General features: G+C 38.6%; 17 protein-coding genes and 1 riboswitch. Of the genes, 6 read left to right on the top strand and 11 right to left on the bottom strand.

Features of this window, described 5'->3' with window-relative positions; all coding sequences use genetic code 11:
• Positions 1-84: 84 nt before the first annotated feature.
• The 4 genes from FHT21_RS19560 to FHT21_RS19545 all read left to right on the top strand — a co-directional run bounded on the left by FHT21_RS19560 (position 85) and on the right by FHT21_RS19545 (position 6765).
• Complete coding sequence (locus tag FHT21_RS19560) at positions 85-1425, top strand: TolC family protein (RefSeq protein ID WP_167296401.1); 1341 nt, start codon at positions 85-87, stop codon at positions 1423-1425.
• Between the two features lie 2 nt (positions 1426-1427).
• Positions 1428-2495, top strand: coding sequence for an efflux RND transporter periplasmic adaptor subunit (locus FHT21_RS19555; RefSeq protein ID WP_167296400.1), 1068 nt, complete (start codon positions 1428-1430; stop codon positions 2493-2495).
• Positions 2496-2559: 64 nt separating this feature from the next.
• The gene (locus FHT21_RS19550; RefSeq protein ID WP_167296399.1) at positions 2560-5754 is read left to right on the top strand and encodes an efflux RND transporter permease subunit; all 3195 of its coding nucleotides are present in this window, start codon (positions 2560-2562) and stop codon (positions 5752-5754) included.
• Positions 5755-6078: 324 nt separating this feature from the next.
• Complete coding sequence (locus FHT21_RS19545) at positions 6079-6765, top strand: hypothetical protein (protein ID WP_243854051.1); 687 nt, start codon at positions 6079-6081, stop codon at positions 6763-6765.
• A 337-nt stretch (positions 6766-7102) separates the two neighbouring features.
• On the opposite strand, the gene FHT21_RS19540 is transcribed toward FHT21_RS19545, so the two are convergent.
• The 11 genes from FHT21_RS19540 to FHT21_RS19490 form a co-directional block, all read right to left on the bottom strand.
• Positions 7103-8311: an MFS transporter gene (locus FHT21_RS19540; RefSeq protein ID WP_167296397.1), complete on the bottom strand. Its 1209-nt coding sequence runs from the start codon at positions 8309-8311 to the stop codon at positions 7103-7105.
• A 110-nt stretch (positions 8312-8421) separates the two neighbouring features.
• Complete coding sequence (locus FHT21_RS19535; RefSeq protein WP_167296396.1) at positions 8422-9075, bottom strand: TenA family protein; 654 nt, start codon at positions 9073-9075, stop codon at positions 8422-8424.
• Positions 9072-9890, bottom strand: coding sequence for a bifunctional hydroxymethylpyrimidine kinase/phosphomethylpyrimidine kinase (gene thiD, locus FHT21_RS19530; protein WP_167296395.1), 819 nt, complete (start codon positions 9888-9890; stop codon positions 9072-9074). The genes FHT21_RS19535 and thiD overlap by 4 nt, the downstream gene beginning before the upstream one ends.
• 67 nt (positions 9891-9957) lie before the next feature.
• A riboswitch (TPP riboswitch) is annotated at positions 9958-10136 on the bottom strand.
• 169 nt (positions 10137-10305) lie between these two features.
• Positions 10306-11853, bottom strand: a complete 1548-nt coding sequence (locus FHT21_RS19525; protein ID WP_167296394.1) for a choice-of-anchor I family protein — start codon at positions 11851-11853, stop codon at positions 10306-10308.
• Positions 11854-12313: 460 nt separating this feature from the next.
• Entirely contained in the window at positions 12314-13516 is a 1203-nt protein-coding gene (locus tag FHT21_RS19520) for a M57 family metalloprotease (protein WP_167296393.1), read from the bottom strand.
• A gap of 587 nt (positions 13517-14103) precedes the next feature.
• Complete coding sequence (gene lpdA, locus FHT21_RS19515; RefSeq protein ID WP_167296392.1) at positions 14104-15510, bottom strand: dihydrolipoyl dehydrogenase; 1407 nt, start codon at positions 15508-15510, stop codon at positions 14104-14106.
• A gap of 331 nt (positions 15511-15841) precedes the next feature.
• The gene (locus FHT21_RS19510; RefSeq protein ID WP_243854050.1) at positions 15842-16387 is read right to left on the bottom strand and encodes a DUF2306 domain-containing protein; all 546 of its coding nucleotides are present in this window, start codon (positions 16385-16387) and stop codon (positions 15842-15844) included.
• Between the two features lie 347 nt (positions 16388-16734).
• The gene (locus tag FHT21_RS19505; protein ID WP_167296390.1) at positions 16735-17286 is read right to left on the bottom strand and encodes an outer membrane beta-barrel protein; all 552 of its coding nucleotides are present in this window, start codon (positions 17284-17286) and stop codon (positions 16735-16737) included.
• Positions 17287-17705: 419 nt separating this feature from the next.
• Entirely contained in the window at positions 17706-18371 is a 666-nt protein-coding gene (locus FHT21_RS19500; RefSeq protein WP_167296389.1) for an HAD family phosphatase, read from the bottom strand.
• A gap of 24 nt (positions 18372-18395) precedes the next feature.
• A complete protein-coding gene (locus tag FHT21_RS19495; protein ID WP_167296388.1) occupies positions 18396-19556 on the bottom strand; it encodes an esterase-like activity of phytase family protein in 1161 nt (386 codons plus the stop codon).
• A gap of 197 nt (positions 19557-19753) precedes the next feature.
• Positions 19754-20590, bottom strand: a complete 837-nt coding sequence (locus tag FHT21_RS19490) for a DUF6515 family protein (protein WP_167296387.1) — start codon at positions 20588-20590, stop codon at positions 19754-19756.
• A 240-nt stretch (positions 20591-20830) separates the two neighbouring features.
• Between FHT21_RS19490 and FHT21_RS19485 the strand changes: the two genes are divergently transcribed.
• Both FHT21_RS19485 and FHT21_RS19480 read left to right on the top strand, forming a co-directional pair.
• Positions 20831-22702, top strand: a complete 1872-nt coding sequence (locus FHT21_RS19485; protein WP_167296386.1) for a CocE/NonD family hydrolase — start codon at positions 20831-20833, stop codon at positions 22700-22702.
• A 190-nt stretch (positions 22703-22892) separates the two neighbouring features.
• Entirely contained in the window at positions 22893-24548 is a 1656-nt protein-coding gene (locus FHT21_RS19480; protein WP_167296385.1) for a M1 family metallopeptidase, read from the top strand.
• The last annotated feature ends 1 nt before the right edge of the window (position 24549 follow it).

Here is a 24549-nt window from a genome sequence, read left to right as displayed (position 1 = left end):
TAAAGCACAAAAGGACCCCTTATTACCTTTTAGCTCGGTAAAAACTTAAATAGATAAGAACCCAAAAACAAAAAACAATACATTATGCTTAGAGTAAAAACGGTAAAATTAATGCTCATACTGCTAATCGGTACGGTTTTACCGCAGCTGGCAGTTGCTCAGCAGCAAGTTACCTTAAAAGATGCGCTAACCTTTGCGCTCCAAAACAACACCAAAGTCCGAAACTCGAAACTGGATATCGAAGGCGGAAGATATAAGGTAGAAGAAGTAAGGGCCCAGGCCTTACCTCAGCTTACTGGAAACGTAGGCTTAACTTATAACCCTATTATCGGCCAGTTGGTTGCAAATTTCGGTGGACAAACACAGGCGATTAAGCTGGGCCAGAACTGGAATTCGACCGCAGGTGTTCAACTTTCACAACAGTTATTTAACCAACAGGTTTTTACCGGTTTACAGGCTGCGAGATCAAGCGAGGAATATTACAGCCTTACTTCAAAATTAACAGAAGAGCAGATAATCGAGCTGGTGGCCAACAATTACTACCAGGTTTTGGTAAACAGACAACAGTTAAATGTTATCGACACCAACATTAAAAATGTAAAGGTGGTGGAAAAAATTGTGGGTAACCAATATAAAAATGGTTTGGCAAGAAAAATTGATGTCGACCGTATTAGTGTGAACCTAACCAACCTGAACACGCAGCGCGAGCAGGTAATCAATGCGATTACCCAACTAGAAAATCAATTGAAATTTTCGATGGGCATGCCGGTTTCTACACCGATCAGTTTACCTGCTACCGAATTAACAGAAGTGACTACTTTACCTGTATTTACAGATTCTATAGATCTGGCCAACAGAACAGAGGTTAAACTTTTAGATAACCAGGATAAACTTTTATCACTACAAAGAAAAGCTTATGTTGCGGAATATTACCCATCACTGGCTTTAACGGGTAATTATACCTACTCGAGCCAAAGCGATGGTTTCGATTTCTTAAAATCGAATGCTGCTGCGATCGGATATGGCGCATCGGCAATTGGCTTAACTTTAAAAGTGCCGATTTTTAACGGTTTTCTAACGCGTTCAAAAATCCGCCAGGCAGATGTAGATATTAGAAAAGCGAAAGAAAACAGAAAAGAATCTGTAAACTCTTTAAATCTGGCTTATGAGAACGCGAAGATCCAATTGCGCAATAACATCAACACCATTAAATCGCAACGTAAAAACGCGGATTTGGCGCAGGAAATTTACAAAAGCACACAAAACAATTATAACAATGGCTTAGCTTCTTTAACTGATCTTCTGGATACAGAAAATGCACTTACGGAGGCGCAGAACAGTTATACACAGGCTTTATTGAATTACAAAATAGCCGAAATACAATTAATCAAATCAAACGGAAATATTAAATCGCTAGTACAATAGAAATGAAAAGAGTAATTACCATAATTATCGTAGTTGTTGTTGCCCTTGGTGCAATAGCTTATGTTTTAAGCAACAATAAAAAGAAGAACGAAGAAAAAACTGCTTTCATTGCTAAAGGTGGTGGCGCTGTTGCCGTTCGTGTTGCTCAGGTAGAGAGAAAAGCTGTGAATTTAGATTTCAGTGCAAACGGAAACTTTATTCCTAAACAAGAACTTAACTTCTTATCAGAAAATGCAGGTCGTGTTACGGCTATTTATGTTGACGAAGGCGATCGTGTAAGCAAAGGACAGGTTTTAGCCCGTGTTGATGCTGAAATTATCAATACAGATAGAGAAACTGCAGAAGCTAACTACCAGAATGCAGTAAAAGATGAGGCCAGATACCAAAGCTCTTTTCAAACTGGCGGTGTTACCCAACAGCAGTTAGACCAGGCTAAACTGGCTACAAGAAATGCAAAGCTTCGCTTACAGGCTTCACAAAGAAGATTAAGTGATGCGAATATTAAATCGCCAATCAACGGTATTGTGAACAAAAGATACATCGAAGTTGGTGCTTTCGTAAATACTCAAGGCACTCAATTGTTCGAACTGGTTGATGTTTCTAAATTAAAATTGAAGGTAAACGTGAACGAATCGCAGGTTGCCAACCTAAAAATCGGCGATCAGATCGAGATCAAATCTTCAGTTTTCCCAACTGATAATTTCTCTGGAAAGATAACTTTCATCGCTGCTAAAGCTGATGCAACACTAAACTTCCCAATTGAAATTGAAGTTGAGAATAGCCACAAAAACACTTTAAAAGCCGGTATGTACGGAACTGCCATATTTAAGTTTCCTAAACAAGCACCAAGCATCCTCATTCCGCGTACATCGTTTGTGGGAAGTGTGAGCAGCAATCAGGTGTTCGTGTTGGATAAATCTAACAACACATCTAAAACCCGTAACGTTGTAGCAGGCCGTATTTTAGGAGATAATGTTGAAATTCTTGATGGCTTAAAAGAAGGTGAAACTGTAATCACCAGTGGACAGATTAACTTAACTGAGGGCGCTGCCGTTAGTATCGTAAAGTAGGTTAGAGGAATTTTTCGGCTTTAAAAACGCGATACGCCAATCGCAAAACGCAATACTAATTAAAATGAAGATAACAGACATATCTATAAAAAGGCCTTCGCTGGTGATTGTGGTATTTACCGCACTTACCTTGCTTGGGCTACTAAGTTACTTTTCGTTGGGTTATGAATTACTTCCAAAATTCTCTAACAACGTAGTATCTATTTCGACCATCTACCCTGGTGCTTCACCAAACGAGGTTGAAAACACCGTAACCAAAAAGATTGAGGATGCCGTATCATCAATGGAAAACATCAAGAAGATCAACTCTGTATCGTTTGAGAGTTTATCTACAGTTACGATTACCTTAACTGATGCAGCAAACATCGATATTTCCTTAAATGATGCACAAAGAAAGGTTAACGCCATTCTTTCTCAATTACCTGAAGATGTTAAAACCCCGTCATTGAGTAAATTCTCATTAGACGATTTACCGGTTATCACCATGTCGGCATCTGCCAATATGGATGATATTACCTTTTACGATTTAATTGATAAACGTATTGCTCCTGTAATTTCGAGGGTAAATGGTATTGCGCAGGTTAACTTAGTTGGTGGTTCGGAACGCGAAATTCAGGTTTCGTTAATTGCTGATAAACTACAAGGTTACAACCTTTCAGTTCCACAAGTGCAGCAATTAATTTTGAGTTCTAACCTAGATTTCCCTACAGGAAGTGTTAAAACCCAAAACCAAGATGTATTGATCCGTTTATCGGGTAAATACAGAAGTATGGAAGAATTAAGAAACCTGGTTTTAACAACTACCAAAGATGGTGCACAGATCCGTTTAGGTGACGTTGCCGACGTTCAGGATTCGCAAAAAGAAACTGAAAAACTAGCACGTATCGATCGTAAAGCATCTATCGCCATCCAGATTATTAAACAAAGCGATGCAAATGCGGTAGAAGTAAGTAAAGGTGTACACGCCATTATTGCTAAACTTAAAGATGAATACAAGGCTAATAACCTCGACATCAGAATTGTAAACGATAGTTCAATCTTTACTTTAGAATCTGCTGATGCGGTAATCCACGATTTAATTCTGGCGGTTATCCTGGTAGCTTTCGTAATGCTTTTCTTCTTGCACAGTTTACGTAACGCGATCATTGTAATGGTATCAATTCCGGTTTCATTAATTGCAACCTTTATCGGGATCAGCTTATTCGGCTTTACCTTAAACTTAATGTCGCTACTGGGGCTATCACTCGTGGTAGGTATCCTGGTGGATGATGCGATTGTGGTACTGGAAAATATCCAGCGACACATGGAGATGGGTAAAAACAAGGTGCGTGCAGCATCTGATGCAACACGTGAAATTGGTTTTACAGTAGTATCCATTACGTTCGTAATTGTGGTGGTGTTCTTCCCAATTGCGGTAAGTACCGGTTTAGTTTCAAACATCCTACGCCAGTTCTGTATTGTGGTAATTATTGCAACGTTACTTTCATTAGTGGCGTCATTTACCATTGTACCGCTTATCTTCTCTCGTTTTGGTAAGTTAGAACGTATTGAAGGTAAAAACTTATTTGGCCGTTTCATTCTCTGGTTCGAAAAACAGTTAAAGAAATTTACCCTTTGGATTACCAGCATTTTAACATGGTCGTTAAACCACAAAGCCTTAACATTAATTATTGTTGTGGTGATGTTCTTTAGCTCATGTGGATTATTGGTAGGCGGATTTATCGGTTCTGAATTCTTCCCTAAATCAGATAAAGGTGAGTTCCTGGTGCAGTTGGAGTTACCTAAAGATGCTTCTTTAGAGCAAACCAACTTTTTAACGCAAAAAGCTGAAGCTTTCTTAGATAAACAACCAGAAATTACACAGTTAATTACTACTGTAGGCCAATCAACTGGTGACTTTGGTGGTACACAGGCTACAGCATATAAATCGGAGATTAACGTTAAACTTGTTGAGCGCGATCAGCGTAAAGGGGTTTCTTCAGATATTTTCGCAACCAAAATGAGCCGTGCACTGGCTAAAGAATTAATTGGTGCAAAAGTAAAAACTGTTCCAATCAGTATTTTGGGTATTGCAGAAAACGCACCGATCCAGCTGGTGGTAATGGGTTCTGATTTGGATAGCGCTTTAAAATATGCAGAAGGTGCACAAAAGGTACTTGCTTCTATTCCGGGTGCTACAGAGATTAAATTATCGGTAGAGAAAGGAACGCCTGAAATTAACGTTCAGGTAGACCGCGATAAGATGTCGGCAGTTGGCCTAACTTTGCAAACTGTAGGTTCTACCATGCAGACTGCTTTTGCGGGTAATACTGATGGTAAATACCGTAAAGGGGAGTATGAGTACGATATTAATATCCAGTATCAAAACTTCAACCGCCAGAATATTGATGACGTACGTAACCTGATTTTTGTAAACAATGCTGGTGCACAGATCAAATTATCACAATTTGCAACCATTACAGAAGGTTCTGGTCCGAGCCAGTTAGAGCGTTTAAATAAATCTACTTCCGTATCAGTTAAGGCACAGTCAATCGGTAGACCAACCGGAACGGTGGTTGCAGAGTTCCAGGCGAAACTAGAAGAGCTGCAAAAAAATGGCAAGCTTAAAGCTCCAATTGGCGTAAGTTATAGCTGGGCGGGTGATCAGGAGAACCAGAGTGAAGGTTTTGGTACTTTAGGTATCGCTTTATTGGCTTCTATCATTTTGGTTTACCTGATTATGGTTGCGCTTTACGATAGCTTTATCTATCCACTGGTAGTAATGTTCTCGCTGCCTCTGGCGGTAATTGGAGCATTGTTAGCCCTGGCTTTAACCAATAACTCAATCGGTATCTTTACCATTTTAGGTTTAATTATGCTGATGGGTCTGGTAGCGAAAAATGCGATTATCCTGGTCGATTTTACCAACCACCTAAAGGCTGAAGGTAAAGAGACTAAAGAAGCACTTGTGCTGGCCAACCACGCACGTTTACGACCAATCTTAATGACAACTATCGCCATGGTATTTGGTATGCTTCCAATTGCATTGGCAAGCGGGGCAGGTGCCGAATGGAAAAATGGTTTGGCATGGGTTATTGTAGGTGGATTAACCAGTTCATTGTTTTTAACTTTAATTGTAGTACCGGTGGTATACTTAATATTCGATAGGATGTTAGAGCGCCTTGGCTTCAATAAAAAAGGAAAAACTATCGACGAGTTAATGGTTGAACCATATGATCATAAAGATGTGAATGAATACGATTTAGATCACGGACATTAATCAACATCCAGATTAACAATCAATTTAGCCCCGACCCCAAATCGGGGCTTTTTTGTGGAGTTTCGAACGGAACGCTAACATGGCTCGTTTCCCCATGGACCATTCTATGTCATTTCACCGAAAAGAGGCAGCCCTACTTCACTGCCCAGATAATTATACAATATTGTCTCCAAACAAATGGTGGCGCAACATTGTATATTAGGCATTATGTTCAAAATCATTCTTAGCCTGTTCCTAATCTGTTCTACACTCCTTGTAAAAGCTCAACATCCACCTGTTTTTGCAGCAATGCGTAGCGACTCAAGTTTCGTTAAACTTTGTAATTTGGATATCACCTTAGTAAAATACAGCTATAAACCCAATGGCGTAAAGTTTTTAGTGGTACATGATAATGAAGACACTGGCGTAAAGGCTGGTTTTGATTATATCCGCTGGTACGGTGGCGAACTGATTGACAGTCAGTATGGAGCAGTGAGGGATTATTATTTCACCTATATGGATGATCAATATCGGATAGATCCAAATGCTATTTATACCGAAGTAGGTGTAAATACAAGGTTAAAAAAAAATCAGTTCAGCTCTAACGAAGTTGAAAAAGCCATTTTAAACGCAGGAAAGCAAATTGTCGATTTTTATGATCCAAAAGCTACGGGTTATTTTTTAACCCTTCATAACAATGCCGATGGTGGCTTTGGTATTTCATCTTATTTACCAGGTTATGATTTAGCCAGCACCGCCGATTCGGTTTACATTAACTTCCAAATGGATGGAGACGATCTTATTTACGTAACCGAGCCGAGATTATTCAGCAGTTTAAAAAAGGCCAATGTGAATGTCATTCTTCAATCTAAATTTGTCTCCAATGATGGTTCTCTTTCGGTTTATGCCCTGCAAAATAATATTCCTTATATCAATGTAGAAGTGCAGCACGGGCATCTGGAAGAAAATTTAAGGTTGATCGAGCTCGCGGTTGCAGCCTTAAAAGAACACGGTTTGGTGAAGAAAGAGTAGAACACAATTATAGGCGTTAATTGGACGTCAGTTGATAATGCTTTTTTAAAACCTGGAAATGGACGTTAGGTAGTTCTTGGGCAGCTTCAGTCCCGCTTTTCATTTCAAGTCCTCGCTATGCTGCGGGCTTTACATTGCAATCGGGTTTAGAAACAGGGGTTTGTGCACATGCACCGATCAAATAAAAAACTGCCGTGTCACTTTAGCCCCGGTTGAAGCGGTATCCTGCAGCAACGAGGAACGAGGAAGCACACAAGCGAAAAACGGGAAGGAACCCTCTTTTATGTACAGGTACGGCGCTCCAAATAATCCATATATTTTTTCAAGAAATGAAATCCTAATTTATAGTCTTAATTTTCGTGACCAAAAAAGTAATCAGCAAACCAAAAACGGAAATGATACCGAAAGAATAACGCAGGCTAGATAGTTGCGAAACATAACCGATTAACGGCGGGCCAAACAGAAATGCGAAATAACCAATACTCGAAACCATGGTTATAGCTTTACCAGCCGGCACTTTTTTATTGTTACCAGCGATGCTATATACCATTGGCACAATACTCGAAACGCCGAAACCAATAAGCATAAAGCCAAAAATGGCGACAACAATTTCCGGGAATATTACGGCAAGCGCCATACCTATCGATATAATGGCACCACTAATTTGCAAAAGATTTTTCCGTCCGAATTTACCGATTAAAAACACCCCTAAAAACCTGCCACTCGCCATCATAAACATGAACGATGCATAACCAATAATCGCCTTATTATGTGGTAATTTCACCACATCTTCGAAATAAATAGCACTCCAATCGAACATCGTTCCTTCTGTAGCCATACTGCAAAAAGCAATAATACCCAACAAAACCAAAATGCCCTGTGGCATAGTAAAAAATTTTGTTTTCTCAACAGAAACATCGGGCCTATTATTATGGTCTAACAATTTTTTCGAGCTAAGCACTACATTTGTTAGCGATATTAAGGCAATGATCCAGAAGTGGGTGTACATCCCCAATTTTAAATTCACCAAACCTAAAGCAATTAAAGCCCCGGTTAAATTACCAATACTCCAGGCCCCGTGGAAAGAACTCATAATGGGTTTGCCATAATAATTTTCGCCTGCAACCCCCTGGGTATTTAAAGCAATATTGCAAAGATTACCCGTTATACCAAACAGCACCAAAAAGGCTGCCAACTGCCAACCAGTGGTAGCCAGGGCCAAAAAAGTTAATGCAATAGCATAAAGCGGTGCAGTTGCCCGAAGCATTTTTTTGCTCCCAAAATGAGTGGTCAGTTTTGCAGAAAAAAACATCGTAATAATCTGTCCTGCAGGTAGCGCAAAAAGAATAGAGCCTAGTTCGGCATCGTTTAGGCCCATTGACGCTTTAAAAGTCGGAATCCTACTGGCCCAACTTGCAAAACACACCCCTTGCATAAAGTAAAAGGCAGATATGGCAAATCGTACTTGTTTCGGAGAGCTTTGCGCTAATACAGGTTTATCTTCTTGTTTACTTAAAATTTCCTGTTCTTGCGTGCTTTCTTCCAAAGTGATGTTTTAAATTATACAATGAACTGCAAAGTTCTTTAAATCTATTGGAAATACCCACAAATTTTTAACATTTTATTAAAGTATTTATACCTCATGGGGCTAAAATCTTAGATTTTCCATTTTTCGAGTTCATAAGCACTGTCCCAAAACATCCATTCTAAACGGGTTGCCATTTCAAAAACAGCCAGCATTTTTTGTTGAGTTGCTGCATTAGCCTGCGCGGCCAGTTGATCGGCGATATCAATCGCTTTTTCTACTGCTGTAGCAAATTCAACGCCTGCATACATATCGATCCATCTTTTATAGGGATTTTGATTGTCGGTCTGTTGTGCAAAAATATGGTCGCCAACTGCCTTATAGATCCAAAAGCATGGCAAAACGGCTGCTACTGCTATTTCTACATTGGCGTACGCAGCCTGGCTAAGAATATAATTGGTATACAAAAGTGTAGATGGAGTAGGTTGCACTTCGTTTGCTAAACCAAATTCTACAAAATAACTTTCGTGCAGACTACGCTCGGCAAAAATGGCACCTGTAGAAAATCCGGCAAAAGCCATCACCAAATCTGCATCTTGCATACGGCCACTAATGGTGCTTAAGGTTCTTCCAAATTCCAATAAGTAATAGGCATCCTGTGCCAGGTAGAAAATAAATTTTTCCTTTGGCAAAGTACCATCACTTAGCTCCAGGTTAAAAGGCATGGTTAAAATTTTGTTATAGATGGGTTTAACCCTTTCCCAGGCATCGTCGCTCCACTTCATTGAATAATTAATTTTAAAGGTTCAAAAAAGTGGTTTAGCGGTCCATTACCTTCACCTGTTTTTACTTCACTACCTGCTTGCAAGGCCTGACTAATGTAGTTTTTTGCATTTTTAATTGCAGCCAGCAACGTTTTGCCTTTAGCCATTTCTGCGGCTATAGCTGATGAAAGTGTACAGCCCGTTCCATGTAGATTTTTAGAAGCAATAAAAGTACTTTCGAGTATAACGGGAGCATCGCTTCCGCAAATTAAAACATCATAAATTACCGGACCTATTAAATGCCCTCCTTTAACCAGAACAGCTTTTGCCCCTTTTTCAATAATTTTCTTACCCGCACCAATCATATCATCGAGGTTATGAATGGGTTGTTCGGCAAGGATAACCGCTTCATCAATATTCGGAGTAACCAAGCTTACTAATGGAAACAATTTGTTAATTAATTGCTCAACAGTATCAGGTGCTATCAATTTATGACCACTGGTAGCTATCATAACGGGATCTAAAATAACAGGTACTTTCGGCAGGTAATTCTTAAGTTCTGTTTCAATTATACCAACCACTTCTGCCAGGTTAATCATTCCGATTTTAATGGCTACTGGCGCTATATCATCCAATACCGCTTGTAACTGATCTTTAATTATTTCGGCTGGGATGCCGTGCACTGAGCGCACTCCCATTGTATTCTGCGCCGTTACCGCTGTAATTACCGATGTACCAAAACAGCCCAAGGCAGAAAAGGTTTTTAAATCGGCCTGAATGCCTGCACCACCGCCACTATCCGAGCCGGCTATTGTTAATACATTAATATAATTCATTGCTAAAGACTTCATTTTGTTGTACAACTTCAGGAGTCTTCAAATGCAGCATGCATTTTTACGCATTTTTTGCAGACAAACTAATTTCCTACGCCGGCATGATCCGGATCAGGTTCATTTATAGGGTATGGGATTTGAGGCATAGTGCATAGGGTTTTTAACCTTCCGCCTTTTACCTTTTATCTTTCACCTATAAAATGGGTATATTCTCAGCCAACTTATTTGAAGGCACCCCTAAAGTTTTATTTTGTTTGCAATATAGTGCTTAGTTTTTATTCTTCGTTTATAGAAATGAATTATAAGCGAAAAGTTGGCACCTTAACAGCGAAAGGCCTATTAAAATTGACAACTCTAAAAAACAAAAACCCCGATTTTACATCGGGGCTAAAACATAATAATTAATAAGGGATAGCGTTTATATTTTATCGGGCTGATAGAACCGAACGGTACCATCTCCTTCATTTGAAACAATTAATAAACTTCTGCCATTCGGACTATCTTTTGGTTTAACAAACATTAAACCCTCAGGCGCATCGCCTGTAGAGCATAACTGAACAAATTTTGGTGCCGCTGGATTGGTCACATCATAAATGGCGATTGCATCTGCACGTTCCAGACCAATAAAAGCCAGGGTTTGTCCGTTTACTTGTGCAACAGTTACACTTTCTACTTCTACGCCTTTATTATCTGAGCGATCATCATCGTATTTACCGGCATCAATTACGTGTTGCTCAAGGTCTTTACCGATGTTGGTTACCAAAGCTCCCGTATTTGCATTAAGAATACTCACAGATCTTCCTCCGGTTGAAAATAATTCCTGATACACTTTGTTTGTACCAACCATAGTAAAACCAGCTGTATTGGTTACAGTAAGCCTTCCCAAATTCGCATCTAACTGCAGGGTTGCAGCATTAGGAAACTTAGCCGGATCTAACATCAGATCTTTTACGCGTACTTCTTCTTTCGCTTCTTTTGGTGTATAGTCCTGGCGGGTATCGCCTTCATTTGCCAGCGCCAGATAGGCCGTACCATTAGTAGTAAAATAAGAGATTGCATCTGGCAGGTAATAAGCTTTTATTGGCCATGTACCCAAAACTTTTTTACCATCTTTATCACTAACATCGAAAGCATTTTCAGCCAGGCTAATATCTCTTGTGCCTAATGGAATAATCTTCGTAATGGTTCCTGCTAAGATATCAACTTCAGCAACGCCGTTGTTTTCCTGTAAGGTAACATAAGCTTTCTTAGAATCGCTGCTTACCGCAATGTATTCTGGCTCAATATCCTGGGCAAAACTCGCATTATAACCATAAATCCTGAAACCACCAGCCAGTAATGTAGCTTTTTGTGGTTCAAAGGCCGAGAAATCAAGCGTTTTTACCGAATAATTATCTTTGATATTAATAATAGAAATAGTGCCTTTAGGATCAACCGTATAAGCCAGGTTCGGTTCACCTTCGTTGGCAGATAAAATGTAGTTGCCATCTGGACTAAAAGTTACCATATCTGGCATGGCACCTACTGTAATTTTTTTAACTTCTGATAAATCTGACGTTTTAAGCACGAAAACATCACCATTGCCTTGCTTATCAGCTCCATCTAAAGCAATTGCCAATAAACCGTTACTAACTGCTACGCTATTAATACCAGCGTTGACTGCAAAGGTTAAGGTTTGCAATTTTGTAACAGTTGGATACTTGCTCATATCTACTACATCAACTTTGGTTCCCCCATCATTACTCACTACAAATAATCTTTTCGTTAAGGGATCGTATGCAGAAATCTCTGAAGCGAATTCTCCACCTAAATCAATAGAGGTAGTTTCTTTAAAACTGTCGATTTTTTCAGGAACGATAGCTTCAATTGGAGGATCTACAATCGGATCATCAGTTGAATCTTTTTTGCAGGCAGCAATTGCCAACGACGCAATAAGAATTGCACCAAATAGTTTTTTACAGTTCATGGTTTTAATATCTGAACCGCAAAAATAAATTGCTAAAATGCTGTTTTTTAGGCGCTAATTGTTATCATTTTATTAAGAAAATATAAAGGAAATAAATAAAGTCCTGTGATCAAACAATGCAGATCCTCACTCAATTGAAGGGTTCAAGAAAAGAAATGTCATTATTAAAGAGCCAACAATTTCTATCTGCACTAGGTTTTTGCATTAGGGATAGCAGTGTAAATCCTTTTGTTGTTGGCTTAAGCGCAGCCGAAAGTATAACAAAAGATTGAAACGGATAGCCCGACCCTTGCGCAGCTTGGGACATGTCCAAATAAATAGAATACCCCTAAAAGCACGAGAGATAAAGCATATTAAAAGGTTTTAAACCAAGGCTTACTTGTTTTTCTATAAAAAACGGCCTACAAACCCATTTAGGTTTATAGGCCGTAACCCCCTTTAGTTAAGCAAAATAATTGCTTTAAATTGCTGCTTTAACTGCTGTTACCACCTGGGCTACAGTAGTTATTCCTTTAGCATTAGCTGCCGATGTTACAGTTCCTGTTGAAGTAAGGTAACTTTTGATCAATGCTTGCTGATTGGCACTGCCATATAAACCCAATAAGGCGATATTATCATACGCACTATAAGTAAGGTTGCTGCTGTTGGCAAATGAAATCATAATAGAAAGCGGATCTGTTGCGGTAGTCCAGGTATTGTTAGTATAGGTAGGCGTAAGTGGGGTACCATAAATATGTGTAGCCAACGAGTAATCTGAGCTTGAACCATCACCTTCATCAAAATATGCAGCAAAAACCTGCGCTTTTAATGAAGCTTTCGAACTAGCCGATTGCCTGTTCCAGGTACCGGCACCATATTGATCATCAACTAATTGTTTTGTCAAACTGGTAAGTGTAGCATCTTGAGTAGCTGCGCTTGGATTAGAACCATTTGATGATTTCAACTGGCCGTATAATCTATCGCGGTAATCAGTATGTCTCAAACCAATTGCGTGACCAAATTCATGGTCTAATACGCTTTGAAGAAATGATACACTGGCTGATGCAATACCTGCATCAGGGTTACTGTTTAAAGAAATATCGCTACCCGGGTTTCCATCAGGATTTACAAACGATCCATCCTGCCCTAAGGTTACATTACCGCTTGCATCGGCTCCGCCCAGATCTTTAAAAGCAACAGTGATATCGGCTTTAGTGACATCGGTAACCCTTACAAATTTTAATGAAGGTAGTTTTAGGTTGTTTAGGTCTTTCACTGTATTATCAAAAGCAGTGTTCAAATTGCCGGCACTGCCCGAATTGGTAAGCGCCAGATTAATTGTTCTTACACCCGATGTAGCAATTTTATACTGGGTGGAGTACTGCTCCTGGCGTGCTGGCTGTGTACCAAAACCATCCAGGCTTTTTCTGCTTAGGTGTACATCACCTTCAACAATGTACCCATCGGCCACTATTTTAGCACTGATGGGATCAAAACCTATCGCCCTGATTGTTTTCAGGTCTTTAATTACCTTATCCAAAGATACATCGCCCAGCGCTGCAGTATTGATCTCGGAATCGGCCATTGATTTTTCATTTTTTTTACATCCTGTAGTGGTCATTACAAATGCGGCACCCATGGTGGCAACGAAATAAAACAAATTCTTAATTGATACTTTTTTCATGTTTGTAGAATAATTAGTTAGTAAAAGTTGATAATTAATATAATTTGGGGTTATTTTAAGCGCACTCGGTTATTGCCAATTACTTCTGGCTTTTTTTGAACCACATAATGGATCTTACAATCCTGTTTAGGTTGCATCGTTTAACCGTAAATGTGAGAGATTTAATGTCAAAGACCAGCTTTAGCATTAAAGAAGATATTACCAATTACTTTTTGTTTTTTTTTGAATTGGTTCAACAGAAGTTTCCCATCATACTGATATGGTTTGCTTTAACAATAATATAAGTGGGACGACTGTGTCAAATATAGGGTAACATAATAATTACAAAACACCCAGATAGTTAATTTTACACGAAAATAAATGTGTAAGCTGATAGACTACAAGTAAGACTGATTTTGTATACAAATTTTACACGAAGCAGGACTTCATGTCAATAATTAGCTTCACAAAAAGCGAACAAAAAAACAAATCAAATTAAAGCCCCATCCGTTTTTTAAAACCAGATAGGGTTAACAACAAAAAAGCCGCTAATTGCTTACCGGCTTCAAAATATTTTCTATTGACTGGTGCATTCACCAACCGAAGAATTAAATGTGTATTGCTCTGTTATCAGTTGCAGCAAGTGCAGCTTCTTTTAAGGCTTCGGTATAGGTTGGATGCGCATGGCAGGTACGTGCAATATCCTCAGCTGAGGCACGGAATTCCATTGCAATAACCGCCTCGGCAATCATATCTGCAGCACGTGGGCCAATCATGTGTACACCTAAAACTTCATCTGTTGCGGCATCGGCCAAAACTTTAATGAAACCATCGGTATCCATACTCGCTTTCGCGCGCCCACTGGCTTTGAAAGGGAATGAACCTGCTTTATATTTAACACCTTTTTCTTTTAACTGCTCTTCGGTTAAGCCTACAGAGGCAACCTCTGGCCAAGTATAAACCACTCCAGGAATTAAGTTATAATTGATATGTGGTTTCTGACCTGCAATTGTTTCAGCAACATATGTACCTTCATCTTCCGCTTTGTGTGCCAACATCGCACCGGTAATTACATCACCAATAGCGTAAACACCTTTAACAGAAGTTTCTAAATGCTCATTAACCGGAATTTTTTTACCTCTTTCTTCAACAGTGATACCGATTTTATCTAAACCTAAACCTTCGCTATAAGCCGTACGGCCAACAGCAACGATACAATAATCGGCTTCTAAAGAAATGGATTCGCCTTTAGGTGTTTCGGCCGTAACAGTTACGGTTTTACCTTTAGTGGTAGCACCGGTAACTTTGTGGCCCATGTAAAACTCCATGCCCAAAGTTTTCTTTAACACACGCTGCAGTTCTTTACCCAAACCAGCATCCATAGTACTGATGATAGATGGTAAAAACTCAACAACAGAAACTTTTGTACCCAAACGGGCATATACCGAACCTAACTCTAAACCAATTACACCACCGCCGATTACGACCATCGTTTTTGGTACTTCTTTAATATTTAAAGCCTCAGTTGAGGTGATAATGCGTTTTTTATCGATTGGTAAAAATGGTAAAGCTGTTGGTTTAGAACCTGTAGCAATGATTACATTTTTAGCTGACAACGTCTCTGTAGAGCCATCGGCTTTAGTTACCAGAATGGTGTTTTTATCAACAAAAGAACCAACACCTTCGAAAGAATCGATTTTATTTTTCTTGAACAAATAAGTGATACCGGCAGTGTTTTGAGCAACAACATCGTCTTTACGGGCAATCATTTGTTTCATATCAACCTTTAAATCTTTTAAGTTGATACCATGGGTAGTGAATGTGTGAGCAGCGTTGTGAAAATGCTCTGAAGAATCTAATAAAGCTTTAGATGGGATACAACCTACGTTTAAGCAAGTACCTCCAAAAGTTTTATATTTTTCAACAACTGCAGTTTTTAAACCTAACTGAGCACAACGGATTGCGCCTACATAACCGCCCGGCCCTGAACCGATAACAACGACATCGTATTGCATAATTTTATGAGAATTTTGATTAGCCAAATGTAGGGAAAAAAGGCGGAAAGCTGAAAGTCGATTGGGTAATAGTCTTGCAATCATAGCCATCGGTATATAGCTTATTAGTTCATAGCTATAAACAATGTGTCATTACTAAGGCCAAACAGGATAATCCCATAAAGTTAAAATATCGATAAATTGCTGAGCATAAAAACATTTTACTTTAAGACTATAAAATATTTGGTTCGGCGCAATAAACAAATAGCTAAGTTGGGCTAAGTCTTTGCCGTTGTGCGTTAATTAACCAATTATACTATCAGCCATGAACCAGTTACAAATGAACTATTGACTAATGAACAACTGAATCAATATTAGTTGTTTTTCTTGTTAACAAATAGGCAACAATCAAATTTGGAATCCAGCATAACCAGGCAACAACCAGGTAGGCTTTTGAAAAATCGCCATAAACCATTGTCAAAATTGGCAGCCAAATCCTTAATGTTACAGCAGCAAAACAAGCTGCATAACTATAAACCATCATTTTTTGATGTTGTTCAACTGCTCCGCGTTTAATATATAAATAAGCCTTTAAGGTAGTGTAAAACCAAATGATGCCTAAGCATATAAAGCCTGTTGAAGAAATCCACCCACCTGTTGCAAAAAAGCCAATATAAATACCCGCTAATGCGCTAAGCAGTACAGCGACCACATAAACTTTGCCCAGTTTTCGGTGAAGTGCCATACGCCTATTTCTCATTTTCGGACTAAATTGTGTCCAACCGATCAATAAAGCGACTCCTCCGAAAATGATATGCATATAAAAACCAATGTTCCAGAAAGTATTGGTCAACAACTCAACCGACTTTGAATTTAATAATCCAAATTTCCTATCCATCAAAAAATAAATCATTGGGTAGAGCCCAATCAGCAATGCGAAGGTTGCAAATAAAATCCATAATCCTTTTTTTACCATACAAAGTTCTATTGCTTTATACTAAGCTAGGTAATTTCCAAGAACTAAATCAATTCCTTTTGCAACATAAATTCTTTTCACAGAGGAACATTTCTTTCTGGTTAAACAAGAGCATTGCCAATAAAAATGGCTGGTATTGCTACCAGCCATCACATTAACTCAACTAACAAACTCAATTTCTAGTTCTGCCTTTACTTCTTCCGCAATTTTTTTAAAAAAAATCGCAATCTGGTACCCACTTTAATGTTTAAAGACGAAAGCTTCCGTCTTTAAAATTTAAAAGCAATTCCGACGTTTAAAAACGAGAGACTTTGATAGCCTAATTCGGCATATAGGGCGGTACTTGATTTTAAATAATATTTACCTCCTGCATACAAACCAAAGCCCATGCCACTTGCTGTCCCCTCATAAGATCCTTGATTATCACTTACACTAACGGTAACATAACCAAGGCTTGCGCCACCATAAAGGTCAAATTTAGGATCAACATTAAGAAGTTCATTAAAATGATAAGAGCCTCTTGCACCTATGTAAATCGCATTTTGCTTAAAACTATAACTATTATTAAAGCCTTCGTATTTAGAACTTGCATACGATAACTGGCCGCCTACACTGATCGCATCAGAAACTCCCCTTTCGTAACTAATTGATGGATTGACAGGTAACGATGAGGTATAACCCGAACCAAAAAATGGGCTACCAATACCTACTCCGATGTTAAAGAGGTTATCGCCTTTACTAAATGAGCCAGATTTAGACTGGGCCATTCCGGTTAATGCTACAAGAATAAATAATGCGGTAAGCTGTAAGTGTTTTTTCATTTTTTTTAATTGTTGTATAAATAGATTGATAATAAAAATTAGCACATAGAAAACCTATTAGCGGTAAAAAACGCATCTCTTAAATAATTTTACACTTAATGCTACTGTTAATGGGAAGCTTAGTTAGCTGTAAAACCTGTTTTAACATTTGCTAATTGGCAACCTCTTAACCCGTTTAAATCTGCGGTTTTGGCTTGCCAGAGCATAAATTAATTTAAAATCTAAATTACAGCCAATAAGAATGTTAATATATAGCTGTAAACAGCCTTTTTGCGTATAGCTATTTATAGCTATACCAGATTATATTGCCCTAGAATTAACCGGGTTTATGATTTGCATGGGTTTTGACATGCATTAAACGGTATCCAATAAAGCGGTGATTTGATTAAAAACGAATACTTACTTTAAAGAATAAGCGACTATATTAATGCCCTTTGCAGCATAAATTCTTTGGCATTCGCAAAGCTGAGGAATAATTCGTCTGCTATTTTTAGTTTTTGATGTGCCCTTACATTGCTTTGAATGGCGTAACAGGTTATGCCTGCAGCCAGAGCAGATTTAACTCCGTTTAAAGTATCTTCAAAAACAAGGCATTCATCTTTTTCAAGACCTAACCGCTCTACACAAAGATTGTAACTTTCTGGATCGGGCTTAGATTTACTTACATCGGTTCTGGTAATAAATAAACTGAAATACTTAGCCAAACCATTACGCTCAAAAACGGCTTCAACATCAATTTTAGGACTAGCGGTAACCACAGCCAGTGTAAGCTCTTTTTCGTATGCAAACTTAATAAACTCTAATGCAAAGGGCATTAACTGAATATCTGTTGTCCTAAAACCATCAAAAGTTATTTTTTCTCTTCTGCTGATAAAACCGTCTAAATCTTCCTTAATTTTATATCTGTCTATTATAGTCTTTGCATTTTTAGGCAGGGGGATTCCAGCGTAATTTGTTAACCAATCCTTAAAATCAAGCGTTACCTCGTATGCACACAAAAACTTATTCCAACAATCGAAATGAAACTTTTCAGAGTCAATTAATGTACCATCTAAATCAAACAGTAATGCTTTTATTTTATTCATTATAATTTTTAACAGGAATGATCCTTATGGAATAATCTCAAATAAGAAAAATTGTTGTACCTGAAATTTCCCGAAATTATTATCTACACAAAAAATTAGCGAATAGTGTCCATTTGGCAATTTTGGCCCAAAAGTTACACCTTCAAAATTATCAATATGCCTGTTTAAGGAATCAAAATCGAAAAGCAATTTTTTGGTTAATGGCCTTGGCGGGTTTTTAAGGAACGATGCATTATTAATTTCATTTTCTGCACCATTCAGGTCAACCAGGTAAAGTTTTATAAAGGTATGATCGTCGTGGCCTTTGGCCCAGGCCCTTTCCATTACCAAAAGTGTATGATTGTTAATGGCGAGTATTTCGGAAATCCCATTTACATTCCAATCGTTTTCTACGGTAGGCTTAACAGGCATAGCATCAAGATTATAAGCATATTGGCCAATATTCTTTTTAGTAGCTATATCAAACTTTAAAATCCGCGTTAAGGCTTTATCATATTCAAAAGCAGCCTGGGGGCCATCTTGGTAAAGTGGTTCTTCTAAGCTGGCATACAATGTTTTGTACTGATCTGCATAGGTTAAACCTTCAAATAAAGCATTTTTACGTGGCCCACTTTCAGTTTTTGTAAAGTAAAACCCTTTTGGCATTGGAATGGTATCCAAAAATTTTCCTTCCGTAGAAATAAAAGTTAAACCAGGCTGAACAATCGTAGTATCTCCCTTCCTAAATAACCTTTCCCCCTCACTGCTCCAGAGTAATTGTTTGGTTAACGGATTATAGCGAACCGATTCGCCATCAGGCTTTACACTTTTATCAATACCATATTGTGGGTATTGTTTCCCATTTTCCTGCAGCATATAAGTAACACCAGTTACACGAACGGTATCTATCTTATTTTCTCTAATATCAATCTGCGCAGTATAAATTCTTGCCGGACTATGCTGTGATGGATCATCACTGATCATATAATACTGGTTCTGTTTTGCATCATAATCAATCCCCGACAAACCACCAACAACCGTATTTTGGAAAATTGGATTTAAGGGCATAATGTATTCATCCAGAAACTTTACAGACGAAATGCTGGTTTCATTTTGCTTAACCACAGCATATTTTGTTGCAGAACAAGATGATAGGACAATGGCAAGAACCGAATAAACAAAGAAGAGCTGCGATACAGGTTTCAAATCGAAATGTTTAGACCGTAAAAATATGGATTTTTTGCTGCAAAAAGTCTATCATTAAGAGATTGAGAACATTAAGAAGATAGGCTCTTTCTTATAGATATTAAACAATACAGTTGGATGTTACCATCCAACTGTATTGTTTACTGGAATTATAAATGGTGTCAGATGTTACCACCTGACACCGATAAAAATTAATATTAAAACAACTTACCAATTACGCGGTAAGTAATATTTGTTCCGTCTACTATTTCTTCATAATAAACATCATCTGGCGAAACAAAATACTTTTCGTTTTTAATGGTTACCTCTCTGCATTCTTCTGGCAGTTGATTAATAACATCACCTATATTGTGCGTATCAACCGGTCCATCTGTTGTATTTAAAATTCCATCTTTTCCGGCAACCACGTATACAGTTTTACCATCAGCATTTTCTTTTTGGGTATAATAAACGCCTTTGTATTCGTAATAATCAACACCATTAATGGTAACCAGGTTTGCATCTGATGGTAAATTCGGAACCTCGGCACCAACTGGCGGAGTTACCACTTCATATTGACTGTTGTTTTGCTGATAGAATAACCCGCCAGAATAATAAAACTGGGTTGGGCCATACCAGAATGGATAATAGCCATAAGGCAATACACTAATTCTGAAACCTAGAAACGGTCTGTAAAAATTATAATAGCTATAATATGGCCTGTAATAATAAGCTCTTCCATAACCCGGGCGATAACCATAACCTGGCCTACCATATCCTGGACGATACCCTGGCCTGTTATAACCATAACTTGGTCTGCCAGAACGGATACCTGGAGAAAAACTGCCTCTGCTTGGTGCGCTCATAGATGGCTGGCGGGAAATGGAACCACCACCTCTTGATGAACCAATTGAGCCCGATCTGCCACCGCCGAAAGAACCACCACCACCGCCGCTCCTACTTGGTCGTTGTGCTGAAACACTTTCGATACTCAAGGTTGCAATCATCGCTGCTGCAGCGAAAACAACCAATCCTTTATTTAATAACCTATTCATTATTTTGTGTTTATGTCGATTATCTATATGACGATGAAAATTCCTAAAAGATTATTCCTTAACAATATTTAACTAAATTTTGATAAAGTGATGACGAAGGGAGGATTTTAATGGTAAAAACATCTCAAATCCATCCATCTTGCATCAACACATCTTTACTAACAAACCTTTTACGAGCTATTTTTTTTAATCAATCGTTAATCAACTATATTTAAATTTTATTCCTAAAAACTAGCTTAAATGAACCTTACAAGAATTTTCAGTCTTTTATTTTGTCTGTTTATTTCTAATGAATTAATAGCCCAGCAAACCGATTCGGCATATGTTAGAGAAAACTACACCAAAATAGAACGCCAGATCCCCATGCGCGACGGAGTTAAACTCTTCACTTCCATTTACATACCCAAAAATCAAACCAAAAAATATCCATTTTTAATCAACCGTACGCCTTATACTGTTGCACCTTATGGCGAAGATAAATATAAGCTGAGTTTGGGGAACTTTCCGGCGATGATGCGTGAGGGATTTATTTTTGTATATCAAGATGTTAGGGGCAGATGGATGAGCGAGGGTACTTTTGCCGATATCCGCCCTCAATTAACTGGGAAAAAATCTAAAACAGCTATTGATGAAAGTACGGATACCTACGACACCATTGATTGGTTGGTTAAAAACGTGAAAGGCAACAATGGCAATGCTGGCATTTACGGCATTTCGTACCCTGGTTTTTATTCTACCACCTCATTGCCAAATGCACACCCGGCGCTAAAAGCCGTTTCTCCTCAGGCACCGGTTACCGATTGGTTTATGGGTGATGATTTTCACCACCGTGGTACATTATTCCTAATGGATGCTTTCAGCTTTATGGGCAGTTTTGGCGTGCCAAGGCCAAAACCCATTACACCAGATAAAGGACCTAAAGGTTTTCAGTTCCCCATTCAAGATAATTATCGTTTTTATTTAGAAGCCGGATCGGTTAAGAACCTAAAAGACCGATATTTTGCAGATAGTATTAAATTCTGGAACGATTTATTTAAACACCCAAATTTAGATACCTTTTGGAAAGCACGTTTAATTACCCCTCATTTAACCAACGTAAAACCTGCGGTGATGGTGGTGGGTGGCTTTTTCGATGCTGAAGATGCCTATGGAACTTTTGATACTTACAAAGCAATTGAGAAACAGAATCCTGGTGCTAACAATATCCTGGTTGCAGGGCCTTGGTTCCATGGCGGCTGGGTACGTAGTGATGGTTCTTATTTTGGCGATATCCCTTTCGGAAAAACCACCAGTATCGATTACCAACAGCAGTACGAACTGCCTTTCTTTAAACATTATTTAAAAGGTGAAGGTGATTTTAATGCAGCAGAAGCCAATATTTTTGTAACCGGAAGTAACGAATGGAAAAAGTTCAAAACATGGCCGCCACAAGAGGTGGAAAACAAAAACCTGTATTTACAACCTAATGGGAAGCTCAGTTTCGAAAAAGTGGGCAGAACTGATAGCTGGGACGAATATGTGAGCGATCCAAATAACCCTGTGCCTTACCAGAATGGCATTCAGGCCAGGCGTACCCGCGAATATATGATCGACGATCAGCGTTTTGCTGCGCGCCGTCCGGATGTAAAAACTTATCAGACTGATGCTTTAACAGAAGATATTACCTTAACCGGCCCTGTTTTGGCCAATCTCGTGGTTTCTACTACTGGTACAGATGCCGATTATGTAGTTAAATTGATTGATGTTTATCCTGAAGATGCACCAAACCCAGAGCCTAACCCTAAAAACCTGATTATGGGTGGTTACGAAATGCTGGTGCGCGGAGAAATTATGCGTGGTAAATACCGCAACAGTTTCGAAAAACCAGAGCCTTTTGTTCCAGGTGCCATCACTAAAGTAAATTACCCTTTGCCAGATGTAGCACATACCTTTAAAAAAGGCCATAAAATCATGATCCAGATTCAAAATTCATGGTTCCCTTTAGCCGACCGCAATCCGCAGAAATTTATGGATATCTATCAGGCAGAACCGCAGGATTTCCAGAAAGCTACGCACAAAATTTATCATGATGTGCATAACAGCTCGTTTATTACTGTTTCGGTCTTAAAATAAAGGCAAAAGAGCTTGTATCATAAATATAGATTTGTCATCCTGTCCAAGCTCTCCATGGAGAGCTTGCCGGAGAACCTGTTAAATATTTAAGGTAAAATCACCTTATGATACAATCTTCAAATTATCAATCCCGTTTACTCACGATAATTAAAAGTTTACGATCGTTTTAACGATCAAGAAAACATAACAAATGAAAAAGTTACTATTCATCCTTGCCATCGTCTTCAGTATTTCAACTGTACAAGCACAGATGCTCGGCAAAAACCAGGTAAACTCAAGGGCTGATAGCCTCCGTGGAACACTTACCCCCCTACGCACCTGTTACGATATCAACTATTACCACTTAGATGTGAAAATAGATATCGACCAGAAAACAGTAAGCGGCAGCAATGAATTTGCTTTTACCGCCACACAAGATTTCACTAAACTACAATTTGATCTTTTTGATAACCTAAAAGTAGAAAAGGTAGTATATAAGGGTGCCGATTTACCTTTTACCCGAGAATACAATGCGGTTTTTATAACCTTCCCTAAAGCAATAAAAAAAGGAAGTAAAGATCAATTCACGGTTTTCTATTCGGGTAATCCTTTGGTAGCAAAAACACCACCTTGGGATGGCGGTTTTATCTTCAAAAAAGATGAAGCAGGCAATCCTTTTGCTTCTGTGGCCTGCCAGGGTTTAGGTGCAAGTGTATGGTGGCCAAATAAAGATCACCAGAGCGATGAGGTAGATAGTATGTTAATCAGTATTAGTGTTCCTAAAACTTTGCAGGAAATATCTAATGGAAGGCTGAGAAATACTGTAGATAAGCCCGATGGTTACAAACAATACAATTGGTTTGTGGCTAACCCAATCAACAATTACGATGTAACTTTTTACATCGGCAAATATGCCCACTGGCAAGACAGTTATGATGGCGAAAACGGAAAACTCAGCATCGATTACTGGGCGCTGCAAACCGATAGCGCCAAAGCCCGCCCACATTGGGATGCCGATGTTAAACCCATGTTAAAATGTTTCGAATATTGGTTTGGCCCTTACCCGTGGTACAAAGACGGCTACAAACTGGTTCAGGCACCACATTTAGGTATGGAACACCAAAGCGCAGTAGCTTATGGCAATCAATTTAAACCAGGTTATCTAGGTAAAGATTTAAGCGGTACCGGCCATGGTTTAAAATGGGATTTCATCACCATCCATGAGAGCGGTCACGAATGGTTCGGTAATAACATCACCTCAAAAGACATTGCCGATATGTGGATTCACGAAGGTTTCACCAATTATTCGGAGGTATTGTTTACCGAATGTACCGAGAACAAAGCAGCTGCAAACGAATATGTAATCGGATTACAGAAAATCATCCGTAATGATGTGCCTGTGATTGGGCCTTATGGGGTAAATAAAGAGGGTTCCGGCGATATGTATCCAAAAGGTGCAAATTTGATTAGTACTATTCGCCAACTCATCAATAATGATGAAAAATTCAGACAGATTCTCCGCGGATTAAACAAAACATTTTACCATCAAACGGTAACCACTGCTCAGATCGAAAATTACATAGCCAAACAAAGCGGACTTAAATTAGATAAAGTTTTCGATCAGTATTTACGTTTTACCAAAATCCCTGTTTTAGAATATAAAATCAACAATGGCACTTTATCTTATCGCTGGATAACAGATGTTAAAGGTTTTGATATGCCTGTTCGTGTAACACTAAAAACAGGTGCTTATACCTTGATTAAACCTACAAACGATTGGAAAACCATTAAAGTAGATGCCAGCATAAATGCAGATAACTTTAAACACGATCCGTTGTTTTACATCAATACAAAAAAGGGGAACTAAA

This window comes from Pedobacter sp. SG908 (genome assembly GCF_011759615.1).
GTDB classification, from domain to species: domain Bacteria; phylum Bacteroidota; class Bacteroidia; order Sphingobacteriales; family Sphingobacteriaceae; genus Pedobacter; species Pedobacter riviphilus.
This window is presented reverse-complemented; position numbering and strand designations above follow the sequence as displayed.

Bases quoted from the DNA above. Each gene is read 5' to 3' on its own strand.
- FHT21_RS19560 (WP_167296401.1), top strand. From the start codon at position 85: ATGCTTAGAGTAAAAACGGTAAAATTAATGCTCATACTGCTAATCGGT.
- FHT21_RS19555 (WP_167296400.1), top strand. From the start codon at position 1,428: ATGAAAAGAGTAATTACCATAATTATCGTAGTTGTTGTTGCCCTTGGT.
- FHT21_RS19550 (WP_167296399.1), top strand. From the start codon at position 2,560: ATGAAGATAACAGACATATCTATAAAAAGGCCTTCGCTGGTGATTGTG.
- FHT21_RS19535 (WP_167296396.1), bottom strand. From the start codon at position 9,075: ATGAAGTGGAGCGACGATGCCTGGGAAAGGGTTAAACCCATCTATAAC.
- thiD (WP_167296395.1), bottom strand. From the start codon at position 9,890: ATGAATTATATTAATGTATTAACAATAGCCGGCTCGGATAGTGGCGGT.
- FHT21_RS19525 (WP_167296394.1), bottom strand. From the start codon at position 11,853: ATGAACTGTAAAAAACTATTTGGTGCAATTCTTATTGCGTCGTTGGCA.
- FHT21_RS19520 (WP_167296393.1), bottom strand. From the start codon at position 13,516: ATGAAAAAAGTATCAATTAAGAATTTGTTTTATTTCGTTGCCACCATG.
- lpdA (WP_167296392.1), bottom strand. From the start codon at position 15,510: ATGCAATACGATGTCGTTGTTATCGGTTCAGGGCCGGGCGGTTATGTA.
- FHT21_RS19510 (WP_243854050.1), bottom strand. From the start codon at position 16,387: ATGGATAGGAAATTTGGATTATTAAATTCAAAGTCGGTTGAGTTGTTG.
- FHT21_RS19505 (WP_167296390.1), bottom strand. From the start codon at position 17,286: ATGAAAAAACACTTACAGCTTACCGCATTATTTATTCTTGTAGCATTA.
- FHT21_RS19500 (WP_167296389.1), bottom strand. From the start codon at position 18,371: ATGAATAAAATAAAAGCATTACTGTTTGATTTAGATGGTACATTAATT.
- FHT21_RS19490 (WP_167296387.1), bottom strand. From the start codon at position 20,590: ATGAATAGGTTATTAAATAAAGGATTGGTTGTTTTCGCTGCAGCAGCG.
- FHT21_RS19485 (WP_167296386.1), top strand. From the start codon at position 20,831: ATGAACCTTACAAGAATTTTCAGTCTTTTATTTTGTCTGTTTATTTCT.
- FHT21_RS19480 (WP_167296385.1), top strand. From the start codon at position 22,893: ATGAAAAAGTTACTATTCATCCTTGCCATCGTCTTCAGTATTTCAACT.